Source organism: Exiguobacterium sp. R-39 (genome assembly GCF_049942815.1).
GTDB lineage: Bacteria > Bacillota > Bacilli > Exiguobacteriales > Exiguobacteriaceae > Exiguobacterium_A.
On sequence record NZ_CP187965.1, the window covers coordinates 2,155,785 to 2,172,675 of the forward strand.

At 45.8% G+C, this 16,891-nt stretch carries 14 protein-coding genes; 3 read left to right on the forward strand and 11 right to left on the reverse strand.

Translation table 11 applies throughout. From position 1 onward, the window contains the following. Positions 1 to 40: 40 nt before the first annotated feature. From ACP26N_RS11445 to ACP26N_RS11485, 9 genes are all read right to left on the reverse strand, one after another. A complete protein-coding gene (locus ACP26N_RS11445) occupies positions 41 to 772 on the reverse strand; it encodes a hypothetical protein (protein WP_426353853.1) in 732 nt (243 codons plus the stop codon). Next, positions 769 to 2,514, reverse strand: a complete 1,746-nt coding sequence (locus ACP26N_RS11450; protein ID WP_131502731.1) for a fimbrial assembly protein — start codon at positions 2,512 to 2,514, stop codon at positions 769 to 771. Before ACP26N_RS11450 ends, ACP26N_RS11445 begins: the two co-directional genes overlap by 4 nt. Before the next feature lie 18 nt (positions 2,515 to 2,532). Next, positions 2,533 to 3,291, reverse strand: coding sequence for a prepilin peptidase (locus ACP26N_RS11455; RefSeq protein ID WP_426353855.1), 759 nt, complete (start codon positions 3,289 to 3,291; stop codon positions 2,533 to 2,535). Positions 3,292 to 3,347: 56 nt separating this feature from the next. Beyond that, a complete protein-coding gene (locus tag ACP26N_RS11460; RefSeq protein WP_214852832.1) occupies positions 3,348 to 3,872 on the reverse strand; it encodes a type II secretion system protein in 525 nt (174 codons plus the stop codon). Positions 3,873 to 4,010: 138 nt separating this feature from the next. Next, entirely contained in the window at positions 4,011 to 5,228 is a 1,218-nt protein-coding gene (locus ACP26N_RS11465; protein ID WP_131502734.1) for a type II secretion system F family protein, read from the reverse strand. 4 nt (positions 5,229 to 5,232) lie between these two features. Beyond that, positions 5,233 to 6,276, reverse strand: coding sequence for a type IV pilus twitching motility protein PilT (locus ACP26N_RS11470; protein WP_131502735.1), 1,044 nt, complete (start codon positions 6,274 to 6,276; stop codon positions 5,233 to 5,235). Next, positions 6,273 to 7,937, reverse strand: a complete 1,665-nt coding sequence (locus ACP26N_RS11475; protein WP_131502736.1) for a GspE/PulE family protein — start codon at positions 7,935 to 7,937, stop codon at positions 6,273 to 6,275. Before ACP26N_RS11475 ends, ACP26N_RS11470 begins: the two co-directional genes overlap by 4 nt. Positions 7,938 to 7,945: 8 nt before the next feature. Then, positions 7,946 to 8,260, reverse strand: a complete 315-nt coding sequence (locus ACP26N_RS11480; protein WP_426353857.1) for a hypothetical protein — start codon at positions 8,258 to 8,260, stop codon at positions 7,946 to 7,948. A 27-nt stretch (positions 8,261 to 8,287) separates the two neighbouring features. Then, positions 8,288 to 9,649 carry a G5 domain-containing protein gene (locus ACP26N_RS11485; RefSeq protein WP_426353858.1) on the reverse strand — a complete coding sequence of 454 codons (1,362 nt, stop codon included), beginning with the start codon at positions 9,647 to 9,649 and terminating at the stop codon, positions 8,288 to 8,290. A gap of 175 nt (positions 9,650 to 9,824) precedes the next feature. On the opposite strand from ACP26N_RS11485, the gene ACP26N_RS11490 reads away from it, so the two are divergent. Genes ACP26N_RS11490 through ACP26N_RS11500 form a run of 3 tightly spaced genes read left to right on the forward strand, consistent with a single transcriptional unit; the run spans position 9,825 to position 12,503 of the window. Then, the gene (locus tag ACP26N_RS11490; protein ID WP_131502739.1) at positions 9,825 to 10,349 is read left to right on the forward strand and encodes a type IV pilus modification PilV family protein; all 525 of its coding nucleotides are present in this window, start codon (positions 9,825 to 9,827) and stop codon (positions 10,347 to 10,349) included. Continuing rightward, complete coding sequence (locus ACP26N_RS11495; protein ID WP_426353860.1) at positions 10,312 to 10,917, forward strand: PilW family protein; 606 nt, start codon at positions 10,312 to 10,314, stop codon at positions 10,915 to 10,917. The genes ACP26N_RS11490 and ACP26N_RS11495 overlap by 38 nt, the downstream gene beginning before the upstream one ends. Before the next feature lie 17 nt (positions 10,918 to 10,934). Next, the gene (locus tag ACP26N_RS11500) at positions 10,935 to 12,503 is read left to right on the forward strand and encodes a type II secretion system protein (RefSeq protein ID WP_426353862.1); all 1,569 of its coding nucleotides are present in this window, start codon (positions 10,935 to 10,937) and stop codon (positions 12,501 to 12,503) included. Between the two features lie 46 nt (positions 12,504 to 12,549). Here the strand turns inward: ACP26N_RS11500 and ACP26N_RS11505 are convergent, their stop codons facing one another. Together ACP26N_RS11505 and ACP26N_RS11510 are read right to left on the reverse strand one after the other, a co-directional pair. After that, positions 12,550 to 13,239 carry an ankyrin repeat domain-containing protein gene (locus ACP26N_RS11505; RefSeq protein ID WP_131502742.1) on the reverse strand — a complete coding sequence of 230 codons (690 nt, stop codon included), beginning with the start codon at positions 13,237 to 13,239 and terminating at the stop codon, positions 12,550 to 12,552. 15 nt (positions 13,240 to 13,254) lie between these two features. Beyond that, on the reverse strand, positions 13,255 to 16,824 hold the full coding sequence (locus ACP26N_RS11510) for a DUF5057 domain-containing protein (protein ID WP_426353864.1): 3,570 nt from the start codon (positions 16,822 to 16,824) through the stop codon (positions 13,255 to 13,257). Positions 16,825 to 16,891: the final 67 nt, after the last annotated feature.

Below are 16,891 nucleotides of genomic sequence, written 5' to 3' on the forward strand. Positions count from 1 at the left end.
ACAAGTGCCGCTCCGAGTCAGAGCAACACCTGTTTTGGGGTTAATTACCTGTAACATCGACAAACGGATCCGATTTCGGGGTCGTCTCCTGAAGCGGCGTCTGTTTATCCGGAATCAACTTGGTTAAATCCGGACGGTAGTAACTTTCGATTTCCACTGTAAAGGACATCATTTCGTCTTCAAGGACAATCGTCTGGCTCCCTGGACCCGGTTCATCCGGACCGGTCAACTGGATTTGGCGTAAAATCGTAATCCGGTCCGTCCGTTCGATTTGTTTAAGAAAAGCCATCAGTTCGAGATAGGACGGGGCTTCGACCGTCAAAGAAGCAGGCAGTGCCGTCGCCGTTGTGGTCGCAACCGGTGTCTCTGCCGTTGCCGCAGCTTCCGTCTCGGATTCCGTCGCCATTGCACCGTCCACGGCAGGCGTTGACTGGACCGGCGATGCAGGAGCTGCTTCCGTTCCGGTTGCGCCAAACGTGATGGCTTGGACTTTCACACCGGCAATTTGACTGGCCGCATTGATCGCATCAATCACATCATCATTCGCCGGTACGACCGGCACCTGTTTTTGGAGGAAGCTGGATTCAGCAACATCGACTTTCTGTTCATTCGCTTTTGTCGCTTCAAGCGCCATCTGTTCCCGTTCAAGCGTTGCTTCGGTTTGCTGTAATTCCTGATACGTCGTGTACGTCGTATAACCGAAGTAGCCGAGCCCCCCGACAATCAAGACAATCGTCAAGGCAAGAAGAATGAGACCACTGTATCGTTTCAATTTTCTTCCACCTCCTCTACTTCAGTCGAAACCGGTTCGTCCGCTTCTGTGCCGGTCGTCGGTGGTTCCACCGTTTCCGTCGCATCCGCTCCCGGGTCGACCACGGCATCCGTCGTTGCATCTTCCTTCGGCGCATCGGGATCCGCCTGGTTCGTTTCCCCTTTGATGACTTCTGCCGGGACAACCGTCAGACCAAATTGCCCGATATAGCGGGGTTCTTCCGTCTCCGTCTCGTCCGTCGGCGTAATGGTCGTCGTCGGAATCTCTTCGCCGGTCGTCGGATCAATCGTCGTCGATGTGACGACTTCCGCTTCTTCATTCATCGTTTTCGTCGTGACATTCGTTAACGTCACTCCGGTAAAGGCCGTATCCGTCAACAATTGACGGTAAAAACCGTTTAACTCATCTAACGTCTCAAACTGGGCATTCATCGTCACAAGATGGTCGGCTCCATAGGCAAACTGGAGAATATAGCCGCGTTCCGGCAGATACCGCGTAATCCGTTCCAAAGCCGGCACAGCCGGACGTGGTGTCGCTTCCAGTCCGTCGACGGTTTGCTTGAGCTGCGCAACTTCTTGTTTGGCCGACTGAGCCGATTCCGATTGCAACGTCCGGACGATTTGGATCTGATTATTTGCCGTCTCGAGCCGGTCAGCAAATTGATCGGTCTGCCAGTACAGATATCCGCCTGCCACCCCGCCGAGTAGCAGCAGGATCAGCGAGGCAATCAACGGAAACTTTGGTGCGACATCACTGTCCGGCAATAAATTAATCCGGTCTTTATGGACTGTCGCTAAACCGACGAGGGGTAAGTAAGCTTTTGGAATCGGCTGCCCCGCTACATCGAGTACATCCGGAACTTGTTCCAACCGGACGTCAAAGTTCGTTTCGAACCGGCGCACCAGTTCCTCTTGAAACGGAAAATCTCCCGTCAGCATGACACGGCTGATTTCCCGCCCGTCACGCGCTAACGAAAAACGATAGAAATCAAGCACACGTGAAAATTCCAGTAACATCTCTTCCAGGATGAATTCGACGTTGGCATCATCTGATTGATATCGGTAATGCAACCGGTCCTCGATGACATCGACTTCCCAGGCATTCGCGACAAATGTATCGACCGAACGTATCAGACGCGGGACTTTGTCTTCGATGATGATCAACTGATGATTCGTCGCATTGACGTTCCAAATCAACAGATTGCTGTCGGCTTCGACTTCATACAGCGAATCGAGACCAAAAAATGTCGCCAGTGGTTGCGGTTCCGCTGCCACGAGGCGGATATGTTTTTTCCGAAACAGTTCCATGTATTGTTTTAACGCTTCGTTTGGTGCTGCATACAACATGATTTCCCGTTTACCGTCTTCTTCGAGCAACGTGTAATCAAAATAAGGTTCTTCAAACGGTAAGACGATACTGTGTCCCAGTTCCATGAACAAATAACCGCGAATCTGATTGGTTTCGACGGTCTCCGGAATTTCAAGTTTCCGTGCCAGGACGAGTGATCCGTCAATCGCGAGGACCGCCTGCGAACCGCGGGGAACCTTCAACTTCGCAAGTAAGCTGTCAAAAATCAGATCGAGCGATGCTTCCGGTTGGAGCCATCCCCCCTGAAGGGTTCCCGGAGGTAAGGAAACGACTCCCCGCCGCTTAATGACCCCCTTTTTGACGACCGCTCCAAAAATCCCGACATCTGTGAAATTAAAGTAGATATATGTACCTCTGCGCCGAGCTTGCGCCATATGTATATTCTTCCTTTCCTAGAGGAACAGATCGAGATAAAGCTTCACCCAATCGTCCGCGAAATAATATGTCAGTAACGTGCCTACGGCAATCGAGGGGACAAACGGAATCGGTTGTTTTCGTTCAACGCGTTTTAAGCCGAGTAAACCCAGTCCGACAATCGATCCGACGAAGGCGGAAACGAACAAGGCGATGACGACGTGTAACGGACCTAAAAAAATCCCGAGCACACCAAACAACTTGACGTCCCCTGCTCCCATCCCTTGTCGTGACGCAAGAAAGATCACGAACAATAGAAAGAATCCGACGAATCCGCCAATAATTGGATTATACCAGTTCTCGAGGGGAGAAAGGTAGCGAACAATCAGACTAATCGGTAAAAAGAATAATAAGATTTTGTTCGGAATCAACATGTAGGCAAGGTCCGACATGACGAGAATACTGAGCAGGCTCGTCAACAAAATCGACAGGACGAATTGCATCGACCAACCGAATTGATAAAAGGCATAGGCGTACATAATACCACCAAGCAGTTCAAGTGCCGGATACTTGATCGAAATCGGCAACTGACACGTCCGGCATTTCCCACGCAATACCAAATACCCGATGACCGGTGTCAGCTCAAGCGGACCAAGGACATGCCCACAGTTCGGACAATGCGAGCGCGGACGGACTATTGATTCCCCGACCGGGACCCGTAAGCCGACGACGTTCGTAAAGGATGTCACGAGCATCCCAATCAGGAAAAAGTAAATGGTAAAGACGACTGTCATCATACAGTTCCCTCCTTAAAAAAGTTCAGAAAAAAACCCCCGAGATGGGGGCTCTCAACTTATTTTTCAACTACTCCAGCACGTTTTAAGTCTTTTGGTGCTGCTGCTGTAAAGTATGTGTAATCTGTTGATGCACTTGTTAAAGTAACTGCATACTCATATGAACCATTTTTCTCAGTAACCGTCACAAATGAATCTGCATAATCTGCATCTGAATTTAAAGCATCCTTCATATCATCGATGTATTTTTTCAATGAGTCTGTTCTTGGTGCCTCTTTTGTACCTTTAGCAACTGCATTAGCTGAAATCGGCTTTTTATTTTCGTTCACTCCAACTTTAACCGTTTCCCCAGGCTGAACTGGGTTCGAAGACGTATAAAGTTTCGCTGCTGCTACCAATTGTTTCGCATCGGATACAACGGCATCCTTACGTGAGTTTTCAATCAATCCGCCGATTGCGACGACAGCGATTGCTGCAATGATTCCTAAAATAACGACAACAACGAGTAACTCGATCAATGTCAAGCCGCGCTCGTCACGCATTTGTTTGGCATCGAGCCAAATCTCTTTCAGACGTTCTAACATGTTTATTATTCCTCCCTAGTACTTTTTTACTGTTCCTGACGTATAGGTCATACTATCCAAATCGATACTATTATAGTAGCACCATATTTTTTGTAGAAAATGGATTTTTTCTACATCAGGTAAATGTTTTCGCAGTTGTCAACTTGCCTGAATATCGGAATAGATTTTGAACATCGGAACAACGACAGCGATGACAATCACACCGACGATAACCGCGAGTACGACAATCAATAACGGCTCGATGATTGACTTCAAGCGGTCGGTCGTCGTCTCAACTTCCGTTTCGTAAAAATCGGCGACTTCCGTCAACATCGAGTCGAGTCGTCCCGATTCTTCCCCAATCGCAATCATCTGTGTGACAAGAGGTGGAAAATATTTGTTTTTCGCTAACGGTTCGTGCATCGGAATCCCCCGCGACATCGCTTCGTTGGCAGCGGCAATTCCTTTACGGATGACCCGGTTCGTAACGATGCGTTCCGTAATGTCAAGCGATGTAAGAATCGGAACCGATGCATTCAATAAGACAGCCAGTCCACGGGTCATTAACGCAATTTGTGACTTTTGAATCAACGGACCGAACACAGGAATCATCAACAGTAAACGGTCGAAGACAACCCGTTGCCGCTCATTTTTTAAGTTAAAGTACAGTAATCCGAGTAAACCAAACACAATCAAGAGTAAGACCCACCAGTAGGCAACAAAAAAGTCAGAGACGGCGACAACGATCTTCGTGATCAACGGCAACTCACTGCCGAGCTGATCAAAAATCGAGGCGAACGTTGGAACGACGTTCAGCATCAAGAAGACGACGACCCCGACGGCGACAATCGAGACGACCGCCGGATAAATCAATGCCGAGATGACTTTCCGTTTGATTTCATACTGTTTTTGGAGCTGGGTCACGATGTTATCGAGCGCTTCTTCTAGGTTTCCGCTTGCCTCCCCTGCCATTGCCATACTGACAAAAAACGTATCAAAAACACGCGGATGTTTTTCAATCGCTTGTGAAAATTGAATCCCGCTCCGCAAATCATCTTCGACTTCGACCAGCGCCCGTTCCAGCGGCTTTGATTCCGTCTGTTTCCGTAAGATTTCCGTCGCTTTGACGATTGAGACACCGGACCGTACGAGTGTCGCGAACTGCCGGGCATACATGACGAGATGCTCGATTTTCGGTTTGGCCGTTAAAAATGTGATTTCCGTATTTAAGCCTTTGGACTCTTGCTTCTCAAGTAACGTCACGGCAATTTGATCCGTCCGTAAGCGTTCCGCCGCTTCCCGTTTCGTAAGTGCCGTAATTTTTCCTTTTTTACGTTTACCGGTCATCGTACGACCTTCATATTTGAAGACTGTCATTGGTTCACCCCGATATGTAAGGTGTCGCGGCTGATGCTGGAATCAAACCTCGACTCACTAAGTCTTGTAATGCCATCTGCATCGTCTGCATGCCGTATTGCTTCCCTGTCTGTAAGACCGATTGGATCTGATATTCTTTCCCGGTCCGGATTAAGTTTGAGACGGCGGGTGTATCAACCATGATTTCAAGTGCTGCGACACGACCGGTTCCATCCGTTCGTGGCATCAGCCGTTGCGAAACTACTCCAGCCAAAACGTTGGCGAGTTGAGCCCGAATCTGGTCTTGTTGCTCGGATGGAAAGACGTCGATGATCCGACTGACCGTCGATGCCGCCGTCGACGTATGGACCGTCGCAAAAACTAAATGACCAGTCTCTGCTGCCGTCACCGCTGTTGAAATTGTTTCAAGATCCCGCATCTCACCTAGCAGGATGACATCCGGATCCTGGCGAAGGGCGGACCGTAAGCCGGTCGCAAAACGCGGGGCATCGATGCCGATTTCCCGCTGGTCGATCAGACTTTTCTGATGACTGTGTAAATATTCGATCGGATCTTCGAGCGTGATGATCCGCTTATACATCGTCTGGTTGATTTCATTGATCATCGCTGCCAGTGTCGTCGATTTCCCGGAACCCGTCGGACCGGTCACGAGAATCAAGCCGTGCGGCTTCGTCAGGAAACGTTTTAAGACCGGCGGCAATGACAATTGATCGAGTGTCGGTACTTCAGTCGGAATCGTCCGAAAGGCCATCGACAACGCCCCGCGTTGATAAAAACAATTGACGCGGTAGCGTGCCACTCCTGTCACACCAAATGAAAAATCGATATCCCGGTCCTGTTTTAACTGTAAAAACATTTCCTCGGTAATAAGGGAGCGGACGAACCCTTCGATTATGACCGGTTTCATCTTTTCTGTACCGAACGGTGTCAAGGTGCCGTTGATGCGAAAGACCGGCGGTGAACCGGCCGTCAGATGGACATCGGATGCTTCTTTTTCTTTCGACGATCGTAAGATATCTTCAATTTGGGCGCGCTCCATCGTACTCATTCGGAAATCACCGTCCGTAGAATTTCTTCTGTCGTCGTGATACCTTGCGCGACTTTGGCTAAACCGTCCGCCAACAATAACCGTTGTCCTTGTGATCTGACATACATCGTGATTTCACTCTCCGTTGATTGATTCATAATCATCCGTCGTAAGCTCTCATCCACCACGACGACTTCCTGAATCGCCAGACGTCCACGATAACCTGTCATATTACAAGAGGAACAGCCTCGTCCACGCATGACGGTCGTCGCCGTGATACCTTCTTGCGCAAACAACTCTTCTTCGCGCTTCGATAACGGCTGAACTTCCCCGCAGTCACGGCAAACCCGCCGGACAAGCCGCTGGGCGATCAGTCCGGTGACCGAAGCGGCCACAAGGAACGGCTCAACTCCCATATCAATCAATCGGGTAATCGAGCTGACGGCTGAATTCGTGTGTAACGTCGACAGGACGAGGTGACCGGTTAATGAAGCCCGGATCGAAATCTCGGCTGTCTCGATGTCACGAATTTCCCCGACCATGACGACGTTTGGATCCTGCCTGAGAATCGAGCGGAGTCCGCTGGCAAACGTTAGACCGATTTTCGAGTTGACCTGGACCTGATTGATGCCGTCCACTTGGTATTCGACCGGGTCTTCAACCGTAATGATATTACGTGTTTCATCATTTAATTCATTTAAAGCCGCATACAAGGTCGATGACTTTCCTGATCCGGTTGGTCCCGTGATTAAGATAATTCCGTTTGGCCGTTTGAGCATCTCACGAAATTGTTGTTCGTTCCGTTCACTGAATCCGATTTTTGCGATCGAGATGTTCGAGTTCGAACTGTCGAGAATCCGAATGACGACTTTTTCGCCGTAGACGGTTGGTAATGTCGAGACCCGGAAATCATAGGCAACCCCATTATGTAGAAATTTAATGCGTCCATCCTGTGGTAAGCGAGTTTCCGTAATATCCAGTTCACTCATGACTTTGATCCGGGTCGTTAAAATATTTTGAATCTGTTTCGGATAATTGTTTTCTGTACGTAATTCACCATCAATCCGGATCCGGATCGAAAGTGACGTTTCTTGTGGATCCATATGAATATCGGATGCCCGCTGGGAAATTCCGTTCTCGAGTATTTGATTGACCAGACGGATGATTGGAGCATCTTCACGTGTAACCGTATCACGTGATGTATCCGAAATCGTCATCTCGTCTGACTCGAGTAGTTCTCGCAGTGACGAATCGATATCGTAATACTTTAAAATTGTCCGTCGGATTTCATCGCGTGTCGCAAGGCCTACCTCAATCATTAATCCTGTTTGAAGTCGCAAGTCATCAATCGCAATTAGGTCCATCGGGTCTGCCATCGCGATGAACAGCCGATTCCCCTCGCGGTAAACCGGCACAAGCGTATGTCGTTGTGCCAGTTCCTTTGAAATCAATTTCGTTACCGCCACATCGACCGGATAATTATACAGTTGAATGACAGGAATTTTTAATTGATGATGTAATGCTTCAATCAACTGTTGTTCCGTCAAGTGACCAAGTCGTAATAACGTATCCCCCAGTTTTTCAGATGTCCGTTTGACGGATAGCGCCTCTTCAATTTGCGCTTCCGTCACCACACTCTCTTCTAACAGCATTTCACCTAGTCGTTTTCGTTTCATTGCCATTTACGTTGTCATCCTTCCGCGTGCCATGTTTCTTCCTCATCCAGTAGTGTCAGTTTCTGCTTTCTTTCATCCACGACACTCGTGATTGCCGTCACAACGAGAATCGATACAACGTAACCGGCAATTACGAAAGGATTCGAAATCCAGTCAAACTTGACGATTAAATAGAGGGAAGTGACCAGGACGAGCGCCGTCAAGGACAGAATCACTTTTGCTGCCGTAGTCGTGACAAAAGGGATTTGAATCGCAAACATCAAACCACAAATGATGGTCGCTAGACCGATGATGATACCAAGTTCAATTGCTAAGTCCGTCCAGTTCATATTCATCCTCTTTTCTTTTTGGCAAGATCAGCCAACAGCGCCTTCCGTCGAATCATCTTCGACCGGAGATGCCGGGTCTCCTGTCGTTGGCGTATCCGGAGTGTCCGGTACCGTCGGTTGATCCGGTGTTACAGGTTCTTCTGGTGTCGTCGTTCCGTCTGTTGTTCCATCCGTTGAGTCAGTTGTTGAGTTATCTGTCGAGTCATTGGTTGTTTCATCATTCATTGTATCGTCCGTCGAGTCGGTTGACGGTTCTTCTGCCGGTGGTGTGACGACAGGCGGTAACTCTTCTTGACTGCTCTTCGTCACAATGGCTGGTGTCGCCGCATAAAAATCAAGGGCCAGTAGTCGTTTGACTTCTCCTTGATTGGATTTCGTGACACGATACAATTCAATCGACTTTCCTTCAATCCCCGACTGCGTATCACTGCTTGTTCCTGCAGACAGCGTCGCAGAATACCGTGTAATCGTCCGGTACGGAATTGTTTTTTCCGCTTCGAGTACGGCCGTGACCGTTTCTTTGAACGGTGTCCCGCGTAATTCCAGCGTGACATCACTCCCGTTCTTCGTCGCGACGACTTGGTAATTAACCGCTTGAGTGTTTCGAACGGCAAAATCAGTTTTCTCATCAATCTTGACATCATAACCAAGTGTGATGTCGTCCGGTAATTCCTTATGCGGCATCCGTTCGACAATCTCAAATGGTGTTTTCGCGAATAGTTCATACAATTTACTGCCAATAAAGGAGGCAGCCACTGGATCCATGCCGTACGTCTTAACATTCATCAATTGGCCGGCTTTGATGTCGACTTGAGCCATTCCGTCAATCATCTGTTCTTCTGCTGCAGAACGTGTCGTAAACGTGACACTCGAGACGACTTCTCCTGCCGGATCAATCGCTGCTGCTGTTTCAGCCGGGTCAAAGTTTCCTTCTTCCAGCTTTTTACTTGTTTTAATCAACCAGGTGTTAAACGTCTTCACCTGTTCTTCTGTATATGTAATCGGTTGTGAGGCAAGATAGGCTTCCATTGCAGTTTGATTGACAGTTACCTTTAAAGATCCGCCTTTTTTCAAAGAAGCTTGTTTGATGGATTCTTCGACCTTAAATGTCACCAGTTCGGTCGGAATCGGTAATGTCTCTTCTCCTGTTCCAACGGTCAATGGTGTTTTTTTAGACCAGGACGTGACGGCTTCCTGCACTTTCGGTTTTGCTTCTTTTCGTGTCAGTCCGCTGACTGGAACGGAACCGATTCGGGCGGTATCAGAAAATTTTTCGATGACTGTTGCTTTGCCTGTAAAAGAAATCAAGGCAAATGAAGGAACATAGATTAGAGCAATTAACGCGACTAGCAGCAACGTATGGACAGCAAAACGTTTGAAATTTATCATCATCTGTTTCCTTTCCGTATGAAATAACCATTTCAGGTGTCTAGTATTTCCATTATAATGAATATTATGATGAAACATAAGTCCTACCTGACAAATACTTTCTCTACGTGTGAATACATACCTTTTTTTAATTTTCAGTCCAGAAATCCTATTGATTTAGACATGAGGTGAATCCGTGCCAAACAAGCAAGCTGGTTTTTCATTAATTGAAGTATTAGTCAGTATTACGATTTTATCGATTATTTCTGTATCGTTAATCAGTATCTTTTCCCAGTCCCTCGCAGCTTCAAGGGACAGTACCGAATTGACGTTTGCCAATTATTTAGCAAAGAATGCCGCCTCCTATATCGAGCGGGAAGCTATCGAGACAGAATCCGGTCCCTTTGTTTTTGAAGATTTGAAGGAACAAGCACAACAAACGATTTATCAGAATGGTTCTTTTGAAATACCGACGCCGAACACGCCGTCATGTGGTGTATCGGCTATTTGTGACTCAATCTTCAACGATGCTGAAATAAATAATCTACCGTTTGATGTAAAGTTCAGTGTCACGCCCCGTAAGATTAACGGTGAAAACGATCCAAATCTGCTTGATTTGTATATTTATGTCTATCCGGATGGACAACCGGAGCCGATTACGTCTTTGAAAGGATCGATCACCAATGCGACGCTTAATCAAAGTTTTCCCTCAACGAAATGATGGCTTTTCGCTTGTCGAGTTGCTTGTCGCCATCGTCATCGCTGCTATTTTCAGTGCCGTCATTTTGACAGTATTCATCTCCGGTACAAAAAGTTTTCATGCGACCGGTATCATCAGTGAATTGCGGAGCGAAGCAGACAGTTCGGTTGGTTTGATATTAAATGAAATCACAGGGTTTGATGCCATTCGAATCGACCAAGCAAACGAACTCGCATTCTACAAAAAAACGTTACCCAGTCTCAGTCAAGCAACCGGCTTACTTGAACGGTCGGCTGGTTTCGTCCCGTATAACGCGAATCAAGAAGATGTGGTCGAGCCCGTTACGTATAGATTCGACGATAAACAGACAGAACAAACGACCTTGATTTATAAGAGTCCGCTCGAAAACATCAATGAGCAGACGAGCATGCAAAAAACGTTTACCCTGTCCCGTCCGGAAACGGTCACGATTACGACAGGTGATTACCCCGGTGTCTATGTGGTCCACGGTATCTTAACGATCACCTTAACGATTCAGTCCGTCGATCAAGAAGAAACACAAACCCTCACAAGCACGATTGGCTTTTAAGAGAGAAAGGATGACCCATGCGAAAATCCGAAGAAGGTTATACTTTATTATTTGTATTAGTAACATTAACGGTGCTATCCGTTTTGGCTGTCGCGACGATTGGCATCAGTCTCCAATCCACACGACTGACAGAAATTCGTGGGACGAATATCGAAGTAGAATCAGCGACACAAAATGAATTGAAACAAGCGATTGCTGCTTTACAGCAAATCGTCGCGACGACAGCCGGAACCAGTCCGACGAGTTCGTCGAAGGAGTTATTTAATGACCCGACCAATCAAATCATTTTAAAGCTTGCGACTGCAGCACCGAACGTCAAAGTGACATTAAATGAAGCCGCATCAAATGTCCGCGTCAAAGCCTTCGATTTGACGGCACAGGTTGAAGAAACAAAAGGCGATCAGCCGACGGTCCGGAAAAAGTATGCGCAACGTGTCTATTTGTCCGCTATTCCAAGTTTCTTATATTACATTCTAGGCTCTGATAATCAAGTCATTTTAAACGGTGCCCCGCGGATTCAAGGAAATGTCTTCTCCCGGCAACCGTTACAAGTATCCGCGTCACCAAACTTCATCTACAATGGCGCAACCGGCTCCTACACGGATAAAACAGCCCGTGTCTATATTGATGGTCAAGTCAAAGTCTTCCAGCCAAAGGATCAGCCTTTATTGAGCTGTCGTGACTTCTTATCTTGTGATACGAGTGTATTCGATCCGACCGTCAAGACAGACCTGATCGCAACGAAAGAAGCACTGGTGCCTTTCGATTTTGAATTTGCCTTGAATGATTTTTTAAATATTCCAAGTACAACACCACTTGCGACATTGCCCGGATATTTGCGGACTCAACCTATTAAACAAGCTGTCTTAACGGGACCTTTTTTGAATGAACTCAGTACAGACAAACAGTTGATTCGTCCGGCACCAACAGAAAACAATACAGTGACAATCACTGATGATATCGTTAAAGCCTCCATGGAACCCCTCATCATTGATGGAAACTTAACCATTTCCTCTTTAAATCCGGTGAATCAACCACTTGAAATCAAACGCCCGATGATTGTTCTCGGTAATCTATTGATTCGAGGAAATGTCAGCTTTGCGACGACGATATTTTCGACGGGCTCGAGTCGACTCGATGATGCAAATATCCAAGGAATCGCCAGTTCGTCGAATCAAAATACGTTGATTCTTCTCAGTAAAGGAAGCCTGACGATTAATCGTGTGAATAAGTTTTCAACACCACAAACAACCAAACCTGATATGAGTGCTTTTTTATACAGTGATGATCCTGCCTTGAATCGAATTTATTCGGTCGGTTCTACGATGAACCTGCAAGGCGGAATCTTTACGAAAGGTATTCTCGAAGTCAATGCCTACCGTGGAACGCTGGATTTACCGGAAAACAGCTTCCCGCAAGATGTAACAGCACTCGAGACCTTGATGAAAGCCAAGCAATCCGCGGACGCTGAAAAATCCCGCCTTCGTCTGACCTATGACGCCAGTGTTCTTCAAAACCCGACGGCAATGCTTCCGCTCAGCCGAGCCGTTCAATTATATGTTGAAACACCTAAACGCCTTCCATGACATACAAAAACACGGCATCCTTTTTATGAGGATGTCGTGTTTTTTGTTACTTAAATGATTCTGCCCCGTAGTTGTTTGCTATTTTTTTAACTTGTTTCGTGTTTGCTGAGGCCCCACTCGTTTTTAACAATTGGTATAAGTCGGTCCGATTTTGTTTAACGGTCTCATAAATCGGTGGATCTGTTCCTTTGTCTGGAACAGCGCCTGCTGCGAGTAGCAACTCCATCGCTTCTTGATTTTGATCGACTGTCGCATAATAAAGCGGTGTATGACCAAATCGATCCAATTGATTCAGCTGACTTTTTGAAGCTTGTTTGACGAGTAAATCATAAGCATCAACAGAACGATTGATACTTGTTGCGACATGCAAAACATTTTGTTTGTTCTTATTTACTTGTTTCATCGAAGCGCCCGCCGCTAACCATTGTTTGACGATATCGGTCGGGGCAAACTGAGCGACATAAAACCAATTTTGTTGATTTTTGGCACTTGTCCGGTCTAACAAAACAAGTGCTTTTTCATACTCAAGCGTTTCTTGAAATTTCCGAATGTATCGGTTTCGTTCTTTTGTTGATAAATCAACCGTCGCTACAGCCTGTTGCAACTTAGTGGCATCACTCGCCTTTAGGCTCTCTTCAAACGTTTGTTGATTTCGATAATCAATTAACAGATAGGTCGTTCCTCCAATTCCAACTAAGAACAGGAGAACGACGAGCATGATTTTTTTTCGTGTCACGTCGCTTGCTCCTCTTTAATACACATCCGTATCACTTTCTCCTGTTGATCCGTCAGATGAAATCGTGACTTTAAAGGTTGTCGTCAACGGTTGCTTCTCTTTTTCCCCGTCTTTCAATACTTCAAAAACACTCTTGTCTTCTTTTAAGGCAGTCACTTTGATTCGGGCAACACCCGGACGAAGAGCCTTTAGCGTCTGAGCAGTCGCATCCGTCTTGACGTATTCTTTTCCTTGCATGACTTCGAGACGATAGAAACGTTCCGTCGTCGTAACGGGCAACCAATTGAGAAGCGGGCGTTTTTGATCATCTTGTAACGTCATCGTCAAATCATTTGCCGTCAACGTCAATGGATTTTCACGCACATTGATTCTTGTTACAGCACGGGTATCCGGGAAGTCACTTAGTTGTAATACCGCATCGACTGGACCGTTTGGAGTCCCGGTCAATCCTTTGACGGTATATCCGGTACCGGTTGCAGTCAATTCAATGGCATCACTGATTTTAGAAAGAACAAACGGTAAGCGGATATCCGGCGAAAACGTTGCGGTCACATTTTGAGTCGTTCCCGCCCATAGTTCCAAGTTGCTTGGATTCACAGTTAGTTCCGGAACCTTGACTTCAATCGTATAAACTTGTGATTGCGCCAAGTAGGTCGTTGCGCCTGCTGTAGCTGGTACGACCGCCTGTACAGTCAGCATACCGGGTTTGACACCCGTTAAAGTCAACGTATCCGTTTCTTTTCCTTTCGATTCAACCGATCCAGGATTCGTCACTATCCATTTGATCGGTGCATCCGTTCCAGATAACATGATGGCATCCCCGGTCATTGCCTTCGTTTGTCCCACGTACAACACATTCGGAACGTCACGGACAATCAGTCCGCCAAATACATCATTGATGGTCAATTTAGAGGTTGCGACCAATTCTTTGCCATTTGCAACAGGGACAATCAATTTAATATCCGTCGTGCCGATTTTTTTCGGCACAATGATTCCCTCTTGGTTGATGGTTGCAATGTCCGTGTCTGCAATCGACCACTTCAACGTTCCGTATTGACTGCCTGCCGGACTGATCTCCGGCAAAACTTTATAAGACGGTGTATTGAGATCGATACGAACCGAGGGAATTTTAGCTTCTGTTGCATACGATTTTGATAACGCATATCCTAGGACCTGGAAAAACTGTGTGTCATTCGCAACACTTGTGAATCGATCTCCGGTTGAATTGGAGCGATAGACGTTTTTATTTGATGTTAAAGTATTATCTTTTTTATCAAGTACATACGTTCCAGCATCTTCCTTTGCCCGAACAGTTACTTTAAACGTAATCTCCGATTGGCTCGAAATCCACTTACCTGAACCTATGTCTTCCCGGTATTCTATTCCTTTAAATGCTCCCGATACTGTTTGATTGGTCACAACTGCATCTTCTATACCGGTTGTCGATAAAATTTCAAGATTATTAGGAAGCAATTCTTTGAACTTAATGTCCTCCATTTTAACGACGTACGCTTCGTTATTTGAAACATTATCCCCGATTGCATATGTTCGTGAAATCGGCTCTGGTTTAATAGTATATGTGATGGTTGCCATTTCGCCTTGAGGAATTGTTGTAGGATTAATTGACCGCTGTAACGTAAAGGGCGAAGAAGATGACGGCTTAACCACTTGAACCGTTCGGGTTTCAATAGTTTTTGCGCCACGTTCATCTTCTGCCTCAATTCGAATAATCGCAGAAGTTTTCCCAACTAATTTAGCATCAAATGTTTTACTGACAAATGAGTTATTCTGAAGTTTATTGTTTTCGTATACTTTTTCGTTATCAATATAGATTCGTGTTTTTAGTACCCGATCGCGTAAGTCATAATCATTTACTTTATACGAAATCGTGAGTGGTTCATTGTTCAAATAACTTGCTTGATTGTTAGGCAAGATGTTTTTAATCAATGGTTTATGGTTTGCGCCAATGAATGCCCGGTACATCGTGTTCGAAAACAATTCTTTTTCCTGCTGTTGACTGAATGTCGAGGTATGTCCCGCACCTGAATAGGTAATGTTCCCTTTCGTATACATATAATAATGATTTCGGGCATCACCAATCGTTCGACCGGCATCCTGGTTCGAGGCGGCAACACTATTTTCGCGAATGTTATACCATGGAATTAAATCAGGTTGTTCCAAGTCCAGTCCAAAGTACTGGTTATGTGTCGTTGCAATTAAGACATTACTTCCTAAGGTGAAGGGGTAAGTTGTCATGACGCCATCGTTTTGCTTGACCGCTTGTCCTGAAGTACGCGGCGCCGCATAGCCCATATTCGTAAAATTCTTTTGTCCTGCTAAATCAGCAAACTTCTTTTCCCAGAACAGCTCGGGAATCGCTGATTGATTCGGACGGAAAATCGTGTCGTGAGACAACATCAATCCTTGGCCCGTGTTCGTAAACCCAAGGATCGCGTTCGATGCAGCGTCACTCAAAGAAGCCGCTCCGTAAGAATCTTGAAAACCAAAAATCAACATATCGTAAGCCGTATTTAAATTCTTAGTCGAATACGTTTGATTAAATATGTCTGCAGTAATGACTTCGACATTAAAGTCATAAAATCCATCCTGCTTCAGTAACGTTCCAGTATTCATGAAGCCGTTAATCGATCCAGTCGTTCCACTCCGAGTCACTTGAAGAATTTTCGCTTCCGCAATCTGATCTTTCATCAAAAAACTACCGGTTTTATAATCTGTCAACCCGTCACTACTGGAAATGCGTATCATCCAGTTTCGTGGACCGGTATAGCTCGGAGCATTAAAATTATAGCTCAGCGTACCTGTTTTTCCAGCAGGCTTTTCATCCACTTTTTCCGACTCCTCAAATTGATCATTGCTGTCAAAATCAATGAAGAGTTGCGCTAGTTGGTTCGTATTTTCAACACTGGTCGTATAGGTAAAATCAATCGGTACGTTTGGAACAGCCGTCGTACTTTTATCAACGTCTGTCAAAACTGTTCCCTGTTGTTGCGCAGAAGCCCGCTCAAGACGAGGACGAACGATTTTCTGTGCTTTTAATTTTGTAATGATCGTCGCCATGTCGGTATAGACAGGTACATCTTTAAAAATCAAATTAAAATTGCTAGATGTTTGTGCTAAAACATCTTGATGCAAAAAGACTGGTAATCCTTTTTTGATGTATGCATTTTTAATTTCGTTCGCTTTTAACTTCGTAATATCATTTTCAATTTTATTTGTATTATGATTTTTTTTCGTATCCGAAATCGTCATCGAATAACGATCTGTACCCGAAAATGCAGACGAATCAAAGACAATCGCATCAAATGCTCCGTCAAGTGGAAAACGGGAGGCATTCAGTTCCTTAACGGTCATCATCTTAATTTCATATTTAGTTGTATCCAATCCCGTCAACATCGATGTGATGACAGTATTCGGATCGATGCGATTTGTTGCTGACCAGGCATCCCGGATTTCTAATATCTTAAACTTCTCTCCAGTTGCTGCCTTTGTATATGGTGGTTGTATATACGTAATACTAGTAAATATCAATAAGCTGACTAAAAACAGACGTACCCAACGTTTCATCTTCATCGTCTCCTCGTCTTAAGTTCATGCAATCTAGGACTATATTACCCCACCATTAGTATACAAG

Excerpts from the sequence above, each read along its gene's own strand:
- ACP26N_RS11450 (WP_131502731.1), bottom strand. The coding sequence starts at position 2,514 with ATGGCGCAAGCTCGGCGCAGAGGTACATATATCTACTTTAATTTCACA.
- ACP26N_RS11455 (WP_426353855.1), bottom strand. The coding sequence starts at position 3,291 with ATGATGACAGTCGTCTTTACCATTTACTTTTTCCTGATTGGGATGCTC.
- ACP26N_RS11460 (WP_214852832.1), bottom strand. The coding sequence starts at position 3,872 with ATGTTAGAACGTCTGAAAGAGATTTGGCTCGATGCCAAACAAATGCGT.
- ACP26N_RS11465 (WP_131502734.1), bottom strand. The coding sequence starts at position 5,228 with ATGACAGTCTTCAAATATGAAGGTCGTACGATGACCGGTAAACGTAAA.
- ACP26N_RS11470 (WP_131502735.1), bottom strand. The coding sequence starts at position 6,276 with ATGAGTACGATGGAGCGCGCCCAAATTGAAGATATCTTACGATCGTCG.
- ACP26N_RS11475 (WP_131502736.1), bottom strand. The coding sequence starts at position 7,937 with ATGGCAATGAAACGAAAACGACTAGGTGAAATGCTGTTAGAAGAGAGT.
- ACP26N_RS11480 (WP_426353857.1), bottom strand. The coding sequence starts at position 8,260 with ATGAACTGGACGGACTTAGCAATTGAACTTGGTATCATCATCGGTCTA.
- ACP26N_RS11485 (WP_426353858.1), bottom strand. The coding sequence starts at position 9,649 with ATGATAAATTTCAAACGTTTTGCTGTCCATACGTTGCTGCTAGTCGCG.
- ACP26N_RS11495 (WP_426353860.1), top strand. The coding sequence starts at position 10,312 with ATGCGACGCTTAATCAAAGTTTTCCCTCAACGAAATGATGGCTTTTCG.
- ACP26N_RS11500 (WP_426353862.1), top strand. The coding sequence starts at position 10,935 with ATGCGAAAATCCGAAGAAGGTTATACTTTATTATTTGTATTAGTAACA.
- ACP26N_RS11510 (WP_426353864.1), bottom strand. The coding sequence starts at position 16,824 with ATGAAACGTTGGGTACGTCTGTTTTTAGTCAGCTTATTGATATTTACT.